10 protein-coding genes are annotated in these 18834 nt (G+C 47.4%); 2 read left to right on the top strand and 8 right to left on the bottom strand.

Annotation, left to right across the window (positions count from 1 at the left end; all coding sequences use genetic code 11):
• Positions 1–18 precede the first annotated feature (18 nt).
• Positions 19–2154 carry a glycoside hydrolase family 97 protein gene (locus tag BC643_RS23000; RefSeq protein ID WP_120275822.1) on the top strand — a complete coding sequence of 712 codons (2136 nt, stop codon included), beginning with the start codon at positions 19–21 and terminating at the stop codon, positions 2152–2154.
• A 239-nt stretch (positions 2155–2393) separates the two neighbouring features.
• Here BC643_RS23000 and BC643_RS23005 read toward each other — a convergent pair whose 3' ends face one another.
• From BC643_RS23005 to BC643_RS23040, 8 genes are all read right to left on the bottom strand, one after another.
• A complete protein-coding gene (locus BC643_RS23005; RefSeq protein ID WP_120275823.1) occupies positions 2394–3125 on the bottom strand; it encodes a flavin reductase in 732 nt (243 codons plus the stop codon).
• 185 nt (positions 3126–3310) lie between these two features.
• Positions 3311–6103 (bottom strand): M16 family metallopeptidase, encoded by a 2793-nt coding sequence (locus BC643_RS23010; protein ID WP_120275824.1) that lies wholly within the window; start codon positions 6101–6103, stop codon positions 3311–3313.
• Positions 6104–6176: 73 nt separating this feature from the next.
• Entirely contained in the window at positions 6177–7679 is a 1503-nt protein-coding gene (locus tag BC643_RS23015) for a DUF4998 domain-containing protein (RefSeq protein WP_120275825.1), read from the bottom strand.
• Positions 7680–7692: 13 nt separating this feature from the next.
• Positions 7693–9012: a DUF4959 domain-containing protein gene (locus BC643_RS23020; RefSeq protein ID WP_170154668.1), complete on the bottom strand. Its 1320-nt coding sequence runs from the start codon at positions 9010–9012 to the stop codon at positions 7693–7695.
• A 62-nt stretch (positions 9013–9074) separates the two neighbouring features.
• Positions 9075–11009, bottom strand: a complete 1935-nt coding sequence (locus tag BC643_RS23025) for a RagB/SusD family nutrient uptake outer membrane protein (protein ID WP_147377319.1) — start codon at positions 11007–11009, stop codon at positions 9075–9077.
• A 20-nt stretch (positions 11010–11029) separates the two neighbouring features.
• Positions 11030–14419, bottom strand: coding sequence for a TonB-dependent receptor (locus BC643_RS23030; RefSeq protein ID WP_211338180.1), 3390 nt, complete (start codon positions 14417–14419; stop codon positions 11030–11032).
• A gap of 150 nt (positions 14420–14569) precedes the next feature.
• Positions 14570–15742 (bottom strand): FecR family protein, encoded by a 1173-nt coding sequence (locus tag BC643_RS23035; RefSeq protein ID WP_120275829.1) that lies wholly within the window; start codon positions 15740–15742, stop codon positions 14570–14572.
• An 87-nt stretch (positions 15743–15829) separates the two neighbouring features.
• Positions 15830–16363, bottom strand: coding sequence for an RNA polymerase sigma-70 factor (locus BC643_RS23040; protein ID WP_120275830.1), 534 nt, complete (start codon positions 16361–16363; stop codon positions 15830–15832).
• A 690-nt stretch (positions 16364–17053) separates the two neighbouring features.
• On the opposite strand from BC643_RS23040, the gene BC643_RS23050 reads away from it, so the two are divergent.
• Positions 17054–18736, top strand: a complete 1683-nt coding sequence (locus BC643_RS23050) for a dipeptidase (RefSeq protein WP_120275832.1) — start codon at positions 17054–17056, stop codon at positions 18734–18736.
• The last annotated feature ends 98 nt before the right edge of the window (positions 18737–18834 follow it).

The following is an 18834-nucleotide window of genomic DNA, read 5'->3' on the forward strand; positions in this document are numbered from 1 at the left end:
AAACGAAAATTTATACGAATGAAAAATTTAGTATTGATCCTTGCCCTTTTACTCAGCGTTGGGTTCGCCCGGGCTGAGGAACTGTTATCCCCCAATGGGAACCAGAAACTGGAATTTGAAGTGATTGACGGTCAGCCCGTCTATCGGCTGTTCTACAAAGGTGAAGCCGTGATTAAAGACAGCCGGTTGGGCTTTGATTTGAAAAATGAAGCCGACCTGTTGAACGACTTTGTTGTTGACGGTGTGAAACGTTCGACCTTTGACGAAAGCTGGAAACCGGTTTGGGGCGAAGTGAGCGAAATCAGAGACCACTACAACGAACTTGCCGTTACCCTGAATCAGACAACTACCGACCGCAAAATGATCGTTCGTTTTCGCCTGTTTGACGACGGACTGGGATTCCGTTACGAATTCCCCGATCAGCCAAACCTGGTCTATTTCGTCATCAAGGAAGAAAAAACCCAATTCGCCATGCCCGGCGACATCACAGCCTGGTGGATTCCGGGCGATTACGACACCCAGGAATACAGCTACCACAAATCGAAGCTTTCGGAAATTCGCGGGTTGATGCAAGCAGCCATCACACCAAATGCATCGCAAAAAGCCGCCGGCCCAACCACCGTGCAAACCGCACTGATGCTGAAAACCGACGATGGTATCTACCTCAACCTGCACGAAGCGGCGCTGGTCGACTACTCGTGTATGCACCTGAACCTGGACGATCAGGATATGGTCTTTACCTCGCAGCTTACACCCGACGCCGTTGGCGACAAAGGCTACATGCAGGCACCCTGCACCAGTCCGTGGAGAACCGTGATTGTATCCGACAAAGCCGGAGATATCCTGCTGTCGCACATCACCCTCAACCTGAACGAGCCTTGCAAAATTGCCGATACCTCTTGGATTAAGCCGGTGAAATACGTTGGGGTTTGGTGGGAAATGATTACCGGCAAAAGCAGCTGGGCTTACGCCGATGTTCCGAGTGTTCAACTGGGTGTAACCGACTTCTCGAAACTAACGCAGAATGGTCGTCACGCCGCCAATACCGCCCATGTGAAAGCCTACATCGACTTTGCCGCGAAATATGGTTTTGATGGTGTTTTGGTTGAAGGATGGAACGAAGGCTGGGAAGACTGGTTCGGCAAATCGAAGGACTACGTTTTTGATTTCGTAACCCCCTACCCTGACTTTGATGTGGATGAAATTCGCGATTATGCAGCTTCAAAAGGGGTGCAAATAATCATGCACCACGAAACATCAGGTTCGGTTCGCAACTACGAACGCCACATGGACGAGGCTTACCAGTTTATGGTTGATCACGGTTACCATGCCGTAAAAAGCGGTTATGTGGGTGACATTATTCCTCGCGGAGAAACGCACTACAGCCAGTTCATTGTCAACCATTACCATTATGCGATTGAAAAAGCTGCCGACTATAAAATCATGGTGAATGCGCACGAGGCTGTTCGCCCAACCGGTATTTGCCGCACCTATCCCAACCTGATCGGCAACGAATCGGCTCGGGGAACCGAGTACGAAGCCTTTGGCGGCAACACGCCCGACCACACCACCATTCTGCCCTTCACTCGTTTGATTGGTGGCCCGATGGATTACACACCCGGAATTTTTGAGCAGGATGTGAGCCAGTACAATCCCGACAATCATTCGTGGGTAAACACCACCATTGCCCGCCAGCTGGCCCTGTACGTGACCATGTACAGCCCGCTGCAAATGGCTGCCGACCTGCCGGAAACTTACGAGAAATACCTCGATGCTTTTCAATTTATAGTTGACGTGCCGGTGGACTGGGACGACAGCAAAGTGCTGGAAGCTGAACCCGGCGACTACATTACCTACGCCCGCAAAGAAAAAGGAACTGATAACTGGTTCGTGGGACGCACCAACGACGAGGAGCCGCGGACATCGGAAATCAGCCTCGACTTTTTACCTGAAGGAGAAAAGTACCTGGCAACGGTTTACCACGACAGAAAGGACGCGCACTACAAAAATAATCCGAAAGCTTACGAGATTGAAAAATTCGCTGTAACGAACAAAAGTAAGTTTGAGTTGTTTTGTGCTTCTGGTGGTGGTTATGCTATCAGCTTGATCAAAGTAGATGATCCCAAAGCGCTTAAGGGAATCAAAAAACATTAACACTGACGCTAAAGAAGCTCTAGAGGGAAACAGAGCACGATTCCTATGGGGAGGAATCATAATCACAAAAGAGGCTGACTCAATGAGTCAGCCTCTACTATTTTGTCTCAGGCAGCCCGATGCCCTTTGCTGTCATATGTTCCCGTCTTGCGCACCTTGGGAAAAAAACAATCCCCGATGTACTTTTCATTTGGACCTCGGGGAAAGTGTCTTGCTCCGGGCTTCAAAGCACGCGATGCTTATACTTTACGGAAATAATCTTTTCCGGCGTTGCAAATCGGACATTTGTATTCTTCCGGCAGGTCCTCGAAAGGTGTTCCCGGCGGGATTCCCATGGTCGGGTCGCCAACTTCGGGATCGTACACAAAACCGCAAATCAGGCAGACGTGCGGTTCGGCTCCTTCGTGTTTGGGTTCTTCCTGCGGGGCGTTCGCTTCGTCCTCTTTACGCTCTTCATCCAGCTTGTCTTTTTCAAGATAAGTTGGCGAATTTCGGGGCGAGAACATCTTGTATTTTTCGCGGTACCAGGCGTAAGTAAGCGGATCGTCCTCCGACAGCAGATCGCTGTCCTGCACTTCCCCGATTACCAGCCAGTGCGTTCCCAAATCAATCTCCTGGTGCACGGTACAGTCGAACCAGGCCACGGCTTCATTCAACACAATCGGTGCACCGGTTTTCGCTGTCATCAGCTCGCGCTGGTTAAACTTATCTATCTCGTCGCCCGACATGAAGCCAAAATCACCAATGATTTTCACATCCAGCTCTTTCTTCAATACCGACACCGAAAACTTACCCGAATTTCGAATGACGGCCGTGCTCATGTTATCCTTGTGGCACGAAATAGCAATCAGCGGCGGCTTGGAAGTTACCTGGAAGACGGTGTTGGCGATGTAGCCCGCCTTTTTACCCTCGTGTTCCGAAGCGATTAAATAAAGTCCGTAGGAGAGTTTATGGAAAGCTCGCAGTTTCATAGTGGTAATTTTAATGTTGAAGGACTAAAATAGGCAAAAACAGGCGCATTTTACAGGCAAACTCAAAATTACCAACAGAAACAAATAAGCCCGCCACCAAGGGAGGCGGCGACGGGCTTGGGAGAAACTAATTCCGGGAAGAATAGTATTGTTAAGTTTTATACCGACCGGGTTACGACTGCTGTTTAGCGCGGCATATAAACCAGGTCGAGAATCGCAGCATTGGCGATCAGCTCTTTGAGCATCTCATTCATGTAATCGCGGTCAACACTGTCGAGTGTATTTTTGAAAAAGTCTTTTTCGTCGTTGTTGGTTCCCAGTTCCACATAATCCTTCAGAATATTCAGGTAGTACTGGTTATTCTTCATCGGCATGCCTTGCGGCTGATCGAACTTTTTCCGGAGTACCTCAAAATCTTCGGGGCTGATTCCATTCTCGCAAATGCTCACCAGCGACTCGTGCAGAATGTCGTCCAATTCTTCTGCCCGCTCCGGGTCACATTCAAAGCGAATTTCGAAGTTGCAGTTCTTCGAGGTGGCTCGTTCCAGCCTGTTTGAAACCTGCACACCGTAAGTTCCGCGGTTCTTCTGGCGAATTTCGTTGTGCAGCTGCTCCTGCAGGTACGACTTCATCATGGCAAAACAAATGTTGTTTTTGAACGTGAAGTCGGCGGCCATGTCCAGGTTGTACACCACTCCGGCCTGGTTACCGGGAATATCGAAATGGCAGGTTTGCTTTCTGCGGCCCGGTCCCAGGCGATTCTCAATCAGGGTCGCCGTTTCATTCCGACCTGTTGTCGGCAAGGAACCAATGTATTTCTCGGCCAGCTTTTTCGCTTTGCCCGAACCAATTCCACCGATAATATAAAAGGTGAAGTTGCCGGCATCCTGAAAACGATCAGCGTAAACCTTCTGCAACTGCTCCTGCGAAATGGCTGCGAACCAACTACTGTCGACCGGATGATAGCGATCGGCGCCATAACGCGCCAGGGCAATGGTATCGCTCAGCATGGTTTTGTAGGTCACCGGGGTTTGCTTAATGGAAACTCCGAGGTCAGCGTAGAGCTTATCAAACTTTTCGGAGTAGATTTCGGGACTGGTGAACTGGCCGTACAGCAACTGAAAGGCTGTTTCAACCTCGGCATATTTGCAAAGCACCACCACTTCCTCGTCGCGCTGGCCAATTTTCAACTGGCTTTGAATCTGCTTCGTTTTAAGCAGGTTTTCAAATTGCTCCTGCGAATAGCCGTTCACTCCGTAAGCCGGAGCAAAGCTTGTAAATACCATGCCATTCACCCAATCCGTTCCGTTCAGGTTCGAAAGTCCTCCGGGGCTGGTCGCGTAAACCACAATGCCATCGGCGGTAAAATTGCATTCTTTAAAAACGACCGTGGCTCCATTGGCCAGTGTCCATTTTTCAGCCACCAGATCAGCGATCTTTTCCGAAGCGACAACCTCCGAACCTTCGAGGCTGTCACCGGCCAACTGGCTTTCATCAGCCGCTTGATCGTCATCATCGTCTTTGCCCGGGATAACCGGGAACGCTTTGCAATTCAGTTCGCAGTCGAGCACCTGTTGCTTTGTCATCAGGCTGTCTTCCAGGTCGCCTTTCACCAAGATCGATTTATTGGGGCCCGAATACCAACGGTTAAGCTCGGCCTGCAAATCGGCCAACGTGAGCCCGTCCACCAATTTTTGGAACGCCTTCAGGTTCGACTTTTCATCCAGCAAATCGACCTTGCTGATAAAGTTCTTTTTAATATTCTCGAAATGGTAATCGTTTGACAAGCCGTTGCGGGCATTCACCAGGTTCTTCAAACTTTCCTGCAATTTCTCTTTAAAGCTCGTGAACTCCTCTTCGGTGAAGCCATTTTCCAGCACATCTTTCTGCATGCCCAATGCCGCCTGCAAAGCTTCTTCGGCTTTTCCCTCATGGTAGGCCACATCAATGGTGTAGTTTCCGTAACCGTATTGAATTGGCGCAAAGCTCAGCGACAACCGCACAAACTTTTCCCCGGCGTTTTTATCCTTGTCTTTATCGTCTTTCAGCAGTTTAGCCACTCGCTTTTGCAGCATGCCATTCAGCAAAACACCCATAAAGTTGTTGTCGGTGTTTTCGGTATAATCATGCCGGAAGCTAATTTGAACCGATTGCTCTTTAAGGTTCGCATCGCGAATCTCCTTGTAGTAAGTTTCGCTGTTATCGGGGATGCTGATGTGGTAGCGTTCTTTCGGGTTTTCTTTCGGGGGAAGCGTTGAGAACAGGTTGCGCACCTTCTCTTCGGTTTCAATCACATCAATATCGCCGACAATAACAATGGCTTGTAAGTCGGTGCGATACCAGGCATGATAGAAATCGATCAGCTCGTCGCGTGTAAAATTTTTGATGACTTCCGCCGGCCCAATAATATTTCGATCCGCAAATTTAGAGTGGTTATAAAGCACCGGTGAGGCCTGTTCGCTCAGACGAAAATTCAGATTATTCCGGGTACGCATTTCTTCCAAAATAACCGGCCGCTCGGCTTCAACCCTGTCCGGGGCAAGGGTAATGCTGTGGCACCAGTCGTACAAAATCAAGATACATTCGTCGCAAAAAGCGCGGTCGTTCGACGGGATGTTTGTAAAATGATAAACCGTTTGGTCGATGCCCGTGTAGGCGTTAATGTTATAGGTCAACCCCTTGGCACTAAACTTCTCCATGATGGCATTGCCGGGGAAGTTTTGGGTTCCGTTAAAACACATGTGTTCCAGGAAGTGCGCCAAACCGGCCTGGTTGTCTTCTTCGAGAATTGCACCGACATCCTGAACCAGGTAAAAGTTTACCTTGCCCTGTGCACCGGGATTATGATAGAGGTAGTAGGTTAGTCCGTTTTTAAGTACACCTTTTTTGATTCCTGTGTTTGGATACACTTTCCCGGTTTGGGCATTGACCGAAGCCGCCAAAAGCAGGAAAGCCAATATCAACCTGATTTGTTTCATAAAATACGCTTAGCCTAAAAAAGAGAGCGAGCACCGGCACGGTACCGGCGCAAGCTCTCTGGGGTTATCACTCTTAAAGAACGGGTACAAAATTGCCAATCGCCACGTAGTTCGTTGAACTTGATTCAACATCGCGAACGATCATTTTAATATATCGAACCGTCTTCGGTTCGGCCATGTGGGCAATGGTTACTTCGCCCGGTGCACCACCAACATTCATGGTTGCCTGGTAGAAAGCGGTTTCCCACTTGTCACCGTCGGCCGACACATGCACTTCGATGGTTGATGGAAGATAACTGCGTACAAAACGCGAGGTTGACTGGTAGAACTGGAAGCCTTTCACTTCTTTCAGCTCGTTCATGTCGTAAGTAATCTCGTGCGTTTCCAAGGTGCCCGACTGCGGAATTGACTGCCAGTCGTTGTACGAGCCCAGCATGTTCTCCAACTCGTAAGGGTGGTTGTCTGCCGGGTCTTCATTTTCGTAATAATCCGGGTTGTTGATGGTCAACACCCACGAGCTGGCATCAGCCGGAACCGAAACTGCCGGTGGCGGGTTTGTTGAATGAAGCGTTTCAAAATCCAGGCTGTCCTTGATTAAGAACTGGTTTCCGTAAATATCAACCGTGATTCCTTTTATGTCGTGCATTTTGCGCAAAGCGAATAAACTGGCATCCACGTCGGTAATTTTACTCACATAAGAGGCGCTCGAGATGTAGGTTGAAGCCGAGTTCATCCGGCGTTTACCCAACACAACATGCTCCAGATTGGGCAAATAAAGGATATCTTCCAAACTGTTAACGTTATAGTCGATGTACAAAGTTGTGAGTGTGTCAAGCTGCTCATCGCTCACATCCTGCATGTCGAACTGCTCGCGCATGGCCCCGATGAATGCACCCGACCAGCTTCGCTTTTCGCGATCCAGCACATAAGGTTCAACCGGGATTTCATCAATGCATTCGGTCAAATTCATGGTGCCACTCATGGTCACATCGCTACCGGCATCCACTCCTGAAATCTGCAAACGGCCCAATTCAAAATCTTCGGATGTAATGGCGCGGGTCATCGCTTCACCACCCGATGTATAAGAGATCTCCGCATTGTAAATGTCTCCCCCTGCTTCGTAAAGCATAACAATCAGCTCCTCATCAACAAAGAAGAATTTCTTTTCCACGGTGCTGAACATCTCGATCAGGCTGCTGCTCGCCGTGAAGGGTTTCCCGTACACTTCAACCGGGAACGACTCAACGCCTCTGTTATCGATTGCAGTAACCGTGAACTTGTAACTTTGGTTGGTGAAAACCGGCAGGGTTTCGTACACTTCGGTACCGGCAGCCAAAATCACACTATCCGGCGATTCTTTCTCACCTTCCCACTTTACTTTGATATTCTCGATGGCTGCGTCCACACTATTGGTCCATGTCAGGCGGAAGCGGTTCCAGCCTTGTTCCAACACTAAGTCTGAGCATTTCCCCACATACCGTTCCTTGGGCGTATTGTATTCCGAATAGGTATCCTCCATGCTTTCGCAAGCAACAAGGGAGATGGCAATGCTCAACAGATATATTAATCTTTTCATTTGCTTCAGATTTTTATTCAGGTTTCACATAAACTTCCAACTCTTCCATTCCGAACACGCCGGTCAACCCATAGTTACCCGAATAGTAAGTTTCGTTGATTTTCACTTTCAGGTAGCGATACGAAAGTCCGGTAATATCACAGTTCAACTGGATATAGTTCGGATCGGAGTCCTGGAAGAGGTCGTACTCGTCAACAGTCAGGTAAGTTTCTTCATCAAATGCAGGAGCCGTCCAACGCGATTCACGATCGAGCGTTGCCGATTCGTAAAACGATGAAATCTCGTCCCACTCAGCCTCCGGCGCATCAGTATCGTTTGTCCCGTAAAGCGTCACACTGTTCGGATAGAAAAACTGGTATTCGAGTTTCATTGTCATTAAGGTTCGCCCTGACGTGAAACTGTTCGGGATTTTAGCACTCAGGTGCGAGTAGATGCGAATCCAGGCAATCTCGTGCTCGTTTTGCAGGTCGAGCGTGATGACATTGTTTCCGTCAAATTCTGCTCCCGCTAACGATCGATAGCTGTAATCCTTCTTATCATCTCCCTTTAGCAAACATTGTGAGCCGCGAACATCACCATCGAACAAGTACATCCAGCCTCGTTTTTTCGTATCATTTTCTTCCGATGATCCCGAGAATCCAATGTTGCCCGAAGGGAACTGTCCTGCGTGAGAAACAGCAACATCTTCGAAGATTTTCTTTTTAACTACATTACCACGAGCATCTTCCGATTTAACAATCACGGTCACTGCATCTATCGACTCATCTTCCAGGTCGGCGTATTTTACGGTGTAGCCATCCGCTGCAAAAGGAAGCGAGCTCACCAAAAGCGAGTCAATCAGGTTGGTTTTCGGGTTAACACCAATGTAATAGATGTTGACGATCCCTTCAGCACGGCCTTCAAAAGCCGGATAACTCACACGGAATCCGTTCCAGTGCGGGTTCACTTCCAGCTCGTCGAACACACTGAATGCAGCACTCGACTTGGTATTGAAGGTGCGGGTCACGGTTTCGGAAGCATTTCCTTCAAGGTCAAGCAGGCTGATTTCAACCGGAACTTCAGTTTGTGCTTCATTGAATCCAAATAACTCCAGTTGGTTGTTTGTGTGTGTTCCCTTAACAACCAGCTCCTGTCCCTTGTAGTCCTTGTACTTGGCCTGAATACCGTAAATAGCGGTATTGGCGGGTAAGCTGTAATTCAGATACGCGCCTCCTTCGAACGGCTCGAACGAAACCGCCAAATCGGCCAGGTCAACGTCAAACAGCAGCTTCTCGTCGTCGGAACACGAAAACAAGAGGCTTGCCATGAATAAGATTAGAAAATATTTTTTCATCATTTTACTTTTTACTGTTGGTTAGTAAGAGCCTGCGTGTGCAGGCGTAAACTTGCGGCACATTACCAGCCCGGGTTCTGCACAACGTTTGCCCGCAGCACTTCCTCGTCTTCAATTGGCCAGAAATAGTCTCGTGGCGAGCTGAAGCGGTTGGATGTCCAGACTTCAACCGGTCCGTTGAACTGGTTGTAGAATTGGGCGCCTTTTTCACCCAGCACGTTCCATCCTTTTACCGGCTGCGACAGGTATTCGTGTGCAATTTTCCAGCGTTTCAAATCCCAGTAGCGTTGACCTTCGAAACACAACTCGATCATGCGTTCCTGGCGGATGATATCTCGCAGAGCCTCCTGGTTTTCAATTTTGGCCGGATTTTTAGCATACACTTCCCAGGCTTCCTGAATGTCGGGAACACCCGCGCGTTTGCGAATCACATTCAATGCTTCGTACACTTTCTCTGAAGGACCTTCGAATTCATTCCACGCTTCAGCTTGCATCAGGTAAACCTCGGCTAAACGCATTTTGGGGAATGGGGCAACCGGTTTGATCGCAGTTGTGCTTCGGTCTGTGTAGTTACTGCTGTGAACATGTTTCTTCACCCAATACCCCGTGATATTCAGTCGGTCGGTCGGTTTTACCACCAGCTCTTCAAAGCCGTTTCGCCCGCCACGGTAAGGTTCCATCACCATGTATTCGTCCTTGCGTTTCCACACACCACCGTCGAAACCAATGTTGGCATAGAAACGTGGCTCGCGACGCAAGTGCAGTTTCAGCACGTCTTTGTTCAGTGCCACAATGTTATTGTATCGGAAATCCGACTCGGAGCCAATTTCGTAACGACCCGAGAAATCCCAGTTTTTATCTTCGTCAATCGGCAAGCCGTTTTCGGTGTAGAAGAGCTCTACCATGGTCATCGTCGGACTCACCAAACCAATATTGTAGCTTGCTGAAGTTTCCAAAGTTTCGTCCACGCTTGAGAAACGTGGCAAACGAGTCATAATATCCGCTTCTACAAGTGAGTACGTTCCGTGTAATAGTTCATCCGATCCGAAGGCAATCGGCATGACTGAAAGTTGAATATCTCTCACCCGGTTCACCAACTCCGAACCTTCTGCGTTGTAACCGTCATACAACGATTTACCGCGTTGCTCGCAGAAAGCCACAGCTTCATCAGCTGCAATAGCTGCCCGCTCCCATTTTTTCGGATCGTAGTCGGCACTAAACAGTTGCTCACCATCGCGGTTTGTGAAGTTCGAATACCATGGATTACCGTTAAACAACGGACTGGCAGCCCACAGCAAAACCTTGGCTTTATATGCATAAACCGACTCGCGATTCAACAATCCTGCTTCGTACATGGGTTGTTCGGCAAAAGTTTGAATCCCCAATTCAATGGCTTCATCAAACAACTGAACGATGGTATTTACACAAGTATCAATAGGCGAGCGTGGCAGCTGCATTTCCTCCATTGATGCTTCCACGTCAATATTCTCAGGAACCAGGGTGATGGGGCCGTACATTTTCATCAGCTCGAAGTAGTATAGCGCTTTAATGGCTTTTGCACTCGCTTTGTACTCCGATTTTTCTTCCTGGGTCATGTTGTACACGTTGTCAACGTTCTCGATAAAGTCGTTACATTGACGAATCGCTTCGTAGTAATTTTGCGATGCTCCCCAGGTTCCCATAATTGGATTCGATGCGCTTAACGAACCGGTTGCAATATCGAAAGCAGGAATTGTAACCCCTCCCGAAAGTGTTGAATTTCGCAAGAGCTGCCCGGTTGTCATTTCGTCGCCCGCAGCCACACCCGGATCACGGAACATGGAACCAGAATTTAAATAGTATTTGTAGCATCCGTAGAAATAGCTCATGGCCGATTGCTTCTTCTCGAAGACCGACTCAAGGGTTCGGATATCGTCCTCGGGCACAACATCCAGGTACTTATCGCACGAGGTCAGCGCCAGAAGGCCAATCATGGAATATAGTATTCTCTTTTTCATCTCGTTATATCTTTTCAATTTTAGAAACTAATGTTACAGCCAAGGGAAAAAGACCGTTGGATCGGATAGTTAAATCCGCTTGATCCCAACTCGATATCCCACAGTTTGAAATCACTGATCAGGAACGGATTCGTTGCCCGGGCGTACAGTTTGAAATTGTCAATCTTGTATTTCTTAATCCAGTTTTTGCTGAGGTAGTAAGAAACTTCAATTTGCTTACAGCGCAGGAATTGTCCTTCGCGCATGAAATAGGTACTCTTGCGGCGCTCGGTATTGGCGTAATCTTCCTGCGGGTTGTGATAAACAATACTCTCAGTCGATAATTTAGGCCAGAACGAGTGATCTGCATGATTCTCTTCCGTCCAGTGCGAATCAGCAATCGCTGTCAACACAGCACGGTTGTTCACAAAAGGCGAAATTTGAGCCGGGTTGATGAAGAAGGTTCTGTTGCCTGCTCCCTGGAACGCCATCGAAAACTCGAAGCTCTTGTAGTGGAAGAATGCATTGAAACCGTAAATCAAGCGTGGTGTTTCCGGATACCCGGCCATAACAGCATCGTTGATATCAATTTTCCCGTTCTTGTCCACATCCTTGTAGCGAATGTCGCCGGGCTCTACGATTCCGTCCTGCACCGGAGCGTTGTCAATTTCATCCCAGTCCTGGAACAAACCTTCAGCGATGTAGGCAAAACTTTGCGAAATATCGTGGCCCACACGTTTCTGCCAATCAGGCTTGCCACCTGGTTCTTCCACTTCTTTGAAAGTTGCTTTGTTGTATGTGATTGTTCCGTTCAGGATCATCCATAAATCTGAGCTAAAGGCATGCTGAACTTTTCCCGAGAAATCGAAACCTTGCGACTTCACTTTACCGAAGTTATCCAGCGGTGGTTGAATTAAACCAACTGATGCAGGGATGGTATAGCGGTAGTCGTAAATGTTGTGGCGAACAGCATGGTAAGCATCCACGTTCATTTCGACGACACCTTTAAACAGTTTTACATCTAAACCGAAGTTCAATTGTTCATTGGTTTCCCATTTTGTATTTTCTTTCGCATAGCTGTTGACCACGATGTATGATTGGCCATATGAAGGTTCGCCAACCAGGATGTTGCCACCACCGTCAATATCTTCCAGGTAAAGGAAACGCGGGTCGTTAATTACACCGTCGTTACCAGTAATACCATACGACGCACGCAACTTGGCAAAATCCAACCAATTGCTTGCCGAGCGGAGGAAGTTCTCGCGCGAGAAAATCCACGCACCACCAACTGCAGGAAAGTAACCAATGCGGTTTCCGGCAGCGAAACGCTCTGAACCGTTCACACCCAAACTACCTTCAATAAAGTAGCGATCCTTGTAGCCATAGGTTGCACGACCGGCCAAACCAATGTTCCGGTAAGGTAAACTTCCCATCAGGTCGTCCGGTGCCGAGTCATCTTTCTGGCGGGCAGTAAAAGCGCCGGTAAAGCTGGTTTGATGTTCGCCCCAGGCAGCAGTGTGCAACACACGCAACTGGTAGTCCATGATGGTCTCAGCGTAGCTTCCGCTTAAACCGGTTTTTTTCGACAGCTTGTTATCTTCCTGTCCCGGATTCGACGCACTCAACCAGAATTCACCGGTTGCATAGTCGTATTTACGGAGTGTATAAAGTGCTGGCGTTGTGGTGTACACGTTATCGAAGTAACCAGTTTTAGTCAAGGCAACACTTGCACGCAACTCCAGGCCTTTAACAAAACTTGCCAGACTTTGAATGTATTCAAACTGGTTGATGGTTGAATATCTCACCCGGTCGCGATACCCTTTGTGAATTTCCGCGTATGGGTTGTCGATAATTCCGGTTTGGGAATCGATTCCGCGACCACCAAAACGGATGTGAGGCCAGCTGTACTCTTCGTCAGCCGGGTAAACCGGTGCGTAATCAACCGGGCTTGCGTTGAAAGCCAAAGCGTAAGCTGTTCTCACGTCAGCGACCGTACCGTGATAGTTGTCGTAGGTCGAGAACGAATTCATATTCAGCTTTGCGCTTTTATTCAGGTCGGCATTCAGGTTGACGCGGAAGTTGGTTTGCTTGTTCGAGATGTTACAATCGAACTGGTTCAACGGGTCTGTTTTGATCAAACCGTTGTTATCGTTGTGGTTCATCGAAACGTAGTACTGCACTTTTGCGCTACCACCACGTACATTCAGCCCGTAGTGATTGTTGATACTGTAATCTTTGAACAGAATGTCGTACCAGTCGTTGCCCGGGTTTACCCAGCTTGGGTAACGGGGATCGTTGGTCGCTTCGATACGCTCGTTCGAATAAACCGGCTGGTCGCTGATTCCGCGGCCCATAATAGCCTGGTTGAACAAGCGCATGTATTCTTTCGGGTCGACCACATCAATTTCATCGGTCGGGCGACTTAATATTTTCTCATAGTTGAAAGTAGTACGGATGTTTCCTTCTTTCCCTTTCTTGGTTTTTACATAGATGACACCGTTGGCACCGCGGGCACCATACATGGCTGTTGCCGAAGCATCCTTCATCACGTTGAATGACTCGATATCATCCGGGTCGATACGTGCCAGATCAAGCTTCGAAATTTCAATCCCATCCAATAAAATCAACGGGTCGATATTAGCTCCTGTTGCATACGAGGTAATCCCGCGAATGTAGAACTTGGTGTTCATTTCATCGTCAGTCAGCGCACCGGGTGCACCACCGGTGTTCCAGCCAATTACGCCGGAAATCTTTCCGGCAAAAGAAGAGGTCAGGTCACTGTCTGAACTTTTTAAGTCGCCGGATTTAACGGAAGTAATAGCCGATACCATGCTCTCTTTCTTTTGAGCACCAAATGCAACAACGGCAACTTCGTCAATGTCTTCCACTTCGGGCACCAGCTTCACATCGATTTTGGCTTTTGCTTCCACCAAAACAATCTGGCTCTTGTAGCCGATAAACGAGAAACGCAAAACATCGTCAGACTTGGCTTTCACGGTGTAATGACCGTCAGAATCAGTAACGACACCGCGTCCGGTTCCCTGCACAATGACGTTCGCTCCGGCAACAGGATTGCCTTTTTCGTCGACAACCTGCCCCTTCACGTCTTTCATTTCGTCCTGCTGAACTTCCTTCGGTTTGATGATGATCACATCGTCATACACTTCGTACTTCAGGTTGGTTTTGTCTAAAACTTTACCCAGCACCTCCAGAATTTCTTCATCTTCCACATCAATCGACACGCTCTGATATTTTTCAATATCCGCGTCTTTGTACATAAACGAAAGATTCGACTGTTTCTGAAGACTGGTAAAGATGCTCACCAGGCTTGCATTCTTCTCATTCAAACTAACTTTCGCCTGCTGCGCAGAACTGCTTAGGGCAAAAGTTTGAATAACTCCTACTAAGAGTAACCCGAAGGTTATCCTCATAATAAGAAGTGTTTTTTTCCATCTATCCCACCCGATGGGATAACTTAAACCATTCTTTTTCATAAATTTGCTCAAGTATTAATGTTACATTTTCCCATTGCAGTGGGAATTTTAAGAGGGGAATGTGTTGCAGCATTCCCTTTTTTAATGTTATTCAGTGATTGTTACTTTATTTCCACTTATCTCGAAATGAGCGACTTCAATCTTATCCAATAAATCGACAAAGGCATTAAACGTGTTAACCCGTTTAAACTTCCCGGTTACAACACTGCGCTTGATCGATTCGTCGCCAAATTCAACATCAAGGTCATACCAGCGCGCCAACTCATTCATCACGTCCACCAGCGGCTTACTCTTAAATATGTATTCGCCTTCTTTCCACGACACGAATTCGCTGACATCAACCGACTGCTTGCTGATACCAACAGTCGCAAAATCGAGGATTGTTTGTTCACCCGGACTAAGCAGCACACTGCCCAGCGCCATCGCATCAGGTGTTAGTGCAATGGAGCCCTCTACAAGTGTTGTTATTGCTCTTTCTTCTTCGGAATAGTTGCGCACGTTGAAAGCAGTGCCCAAGACTTTGATCTGCTGACCACCAGTTTTTACGATAAAAGGCTTCTCTTTATTCTTGGTAACTTCAAAATAGGCTTCGCCACTCACCTCAACGGAGCGTGTCGCTTCGTTAAAGACTGTAGGGAAGACCAGCTCCGACTCTGAGTTCAGCCAAACTTTGGTGCCATCCGCCAGTACCATTTGAAATTCGCCGCCGCGAGGGACTACAATACGGTTAATTTGAGCCTCAACAGCTTTCTCGTTCGAATAGGAAATCATTCCATGATCGGCTACCAGCGAAGTATTGTCTTTATAAATTGTATCGGTTGTGTTCTCGTCCAACTCGATGCGTTCGCCGGACGAGAAAAACAGCTGGGCCTTGTGGTTACCCGCTTCGATTGTGGCAACCTGTGGTCTTGGCTGGCGTTCAGTCTGCATGAAAACAACGACACCAATCGCCAGCGGAATTAAAATTGATGCGGCAACTGCGCTAAACCGCTTCCAGTTTAAAACACGAGTTTTAGCAACTGGCTTTTGCCGAATCGCTATTTTTCGTTGCAATTGTTGATAAGCTTTGTCCAAATCGACTTTAGACGAATGGCTTCGTCTTATTTCAAAATTCTCTTCCAAAAGTAAACTCTCAAACAACTGCTTATTCGAAGCCGATGCCCCAATCCAGGCGTCCAGCTCGGTCAGCTCAGTGTCAGTGATCTCACCTTTGATATATTTGACAATCAAAGCCGACTCTCTACTTTCATATTGTTTCATTTTACCCACTTATAAAACCATTTTGATTGGCTGTTATTCTTAGTACACCAAAAGGGGGAAAAGGGGGTAAACGTTTTTTACATTTTTTTATAAATTTTGTGAAAGCACAAACAAAATGTAGGATATTCGGCCCAAACGAGTAACCAAAAGTTTTTTCGCCCGTTTCTTTTGAGCCTTGATCGTTTCAACCGACAAATTCAGCTCCTGCGCGATTTCGAAAGCTTTCATTCCGGAAAGTGACAATTGATAAATTTTCTTGCACTGAGGTGGCAACGTGTTTAAAGTCTCTAGCAATTTCTGATAGACTTCTTCCCTGATCATATCGTGATTGAGGTCGAACTCAACAGTTTCTTCCTGAATTTCGTCCAACCGCTTCTTTTTAACAGCAGAATCTCTCAAAAAATTCAGGCAACGGTTTTTCACCGAACGGAATAAATACGATTTAAACTCATCCCCAAAACCATCCTTCCGCTCCCAAACATTCACGAACACCTCCTGAACGATATCCTCGGCATCGTCCGTGTCGCTCACAAAAGTACAGGCGTAATTAACCAGGGAAACATAGTAAGCACTAAACATTTCCCGGAATGACTTTTCGGAATTGAGATTAAAATTTTGCATTAACGCACAAACACTTCACACCCTTATAATCGTTCAAATCAGACGCATTTATCACACTAAACCAATGCCTTATCGTACAGAATGCTAACTTTTTTACATCCAAAATACATGCACAACATTTTTTCAGGCTGTGCCAATCACTCACTCTTCGGTTCTTATTTTTCCCTTGAGAAAACAGTCTTTTTTGCTTGAATGATAACGAAAGCGATACCGGCTCCCCCAAAACATCAACCGGCTTCATCCACGATAGAAAAGTCAACAACAGAACATAACCAGTCTTTTTGAACATACAGTTTCGTTGTCTACACACAACCGAACAAAAACTCAAAAATCACTGTTTCAGCCCATTCTCAACCCTTCTATCCCTTTCGTTATTTCCCCCCTTTTTTCTAAGCGCGCAATGATAAACAAAAAATTACACGAAACAACTGACAATAATTACCTAATTGAAAAAAGTGAAGTAGCGGGATTTTGCCTCCGGAGATTTCGGTAAAAACCAATGAAACCTGAGCATTCAAATTTTAGCAGATCATTTGAGCGATATCATTTTAACTTCCTCTTCCTTTCGTTATATTTGCTGACTACCGAAAAAACAAACGAACCCCAAATCGTTGCAGGCTTTAGCAAAGCCTTTCACCAAAACAAATAGCAATAACAGGCGGTCGATGACCCGAAAAAAGTGTTTATAGAATGATTAAAAGAATTAGTCTTGTATTTTTTGCGTTGGCATTTGCTTACGTTCAGGTGTTTGCCTGTACCAATTTTCTGATTACCAAAGGAGCCTCAGCCGACGGCTCGAGCATGATTACTTATGCGGCCGATTCGCACACCTTGTACGGCGAATTGTACCACCAGCCGGCAGCCGATCACCCGGAGGGCGCCATGAGAGATATTCACGAGTGGGACACCGGCAAGTTCCTTGGACGAATTCCGGAGATTGCACATACCTACAGCGTGATTGGCAACATGAACGAGCATCAGCTGGCCATTGGCGAAACCACCTTTGGCGGACGGTCGGAACTGCACACGCAGGAAGGCGCTATCATGGATTACGGAAGCCTGATTTACGTGGCTCTGCAACGTGCCAAATCAGCACGTGAAGCCATTGAAGTGATGACCAGCCTGGTGGACGAATATGGTTATTACAGTTCGGGAGAATCTTTTTCTATTTCCGATAAAGATGAAGTGTGGATTATGGAGATGATCGGCAAAGGCGAAGGCGAAAAGGGAGCTGTTTGGGTCGCCATGCGCATTCCCGACGGTTACATTTCGGGCCACGCCAACCAGGCACGGATTACCACATTCCCGCTGAGTGATTCGGATAACTGCCTGTATTCAAAAGACGTGATTTCCTTTGCACGCGAAAAAGGCTGGTTCGACGGCAAGAATAAAGATTTTAGTTTCTCGGATGTTTACGCACCGGTTGACTTTGGTGGTGCCCGTTTCTGCGAAGCTCGCGTTTGGGCAGGCTTCAATAAAGTGGCTTCAGGCATGGATCAGTATACCGAGTATGCCGAAGGAAAAGTTGAACACGGCGGCGAAAACAATTACGCATCCAACCGCATGCCATTGTGGATTAAACCCGACAAAAAGCTGACGGTGAAAGACGTGATGGAAATGATGCGCGACCACTTTGAAGGAACCGATCTGGACATGACTCAGGATATTGGCGCCGGACCTTATAAATTACCTTACCGCTGGAGAGGATTGACCTGGAAAGTTGACTCGGTTGAATATTGCAACGAGCGCGCGATTTCAACCCAACAAACCGGCTTCTCGTTTGTGGCACAATCGCGTGCCTCACTCCCCGATCCAATTGGCGGAATCCTGTGGTTTGGTGTCGACGATACTTACAGCACTTGCTACGCTCCCATGTATTGTGGTATTACAGAAGTTCCGGAGTGTTTCCGCGTTGGAAACGGCGACATGTTGACTTACTCGCCTACTTCGGCTTTCTGGACTTTCAACAAAGTAACCAACTTTGCGTACCTGCGCTACGGCGAAATGATTCAACACGTGCGCGCAACTCAAGCAACAATCGAGGGCAAATTCATGGAAACCACACCGGCTATTGATGCGGCAGCGAAAATGCTGTACGAAAAATCGAGCCCGGAAAAAGCCCGTGAGTTCCTGACCATGTACTCGGACAACGAAGCCAACAACATGACGGCCCAATGGGAAAAGCTGTTTGAATATTTGCTGGTGAAATACATTGACGGAAACGTGAAAAAAGAAAAAGACGGCGAATTCGAACGCAACGAATGGGGCATGCCGGCATCTCCGGATCAACCGGGCTACCCGGAATGGTGGTACGATGCTATTGTGAAAAGCACTGGCGACCACTTCAAGGTATTAGACGAAAGTGCACATTGATGCAATTTTCAGCCATTTAGAAACCCCAATGGCTGAAATTATTTCATCATAAATAGCTTGAAAGTTTTGATCGAATTCAATTTTTATTAATTTTGCGC

Origin of the sequence: Mangrovibacterium diazotrophicum (genome assembly GCF_003610535.1) — a bacterium.
Taxonomy (GTDB): Bacteria; Bacteroidota; Bacteroidia; order Bacteroidales; family Prolixibacteraceae; genus Mangrovibacterium; species Mangrovibacterium diazotrophicum.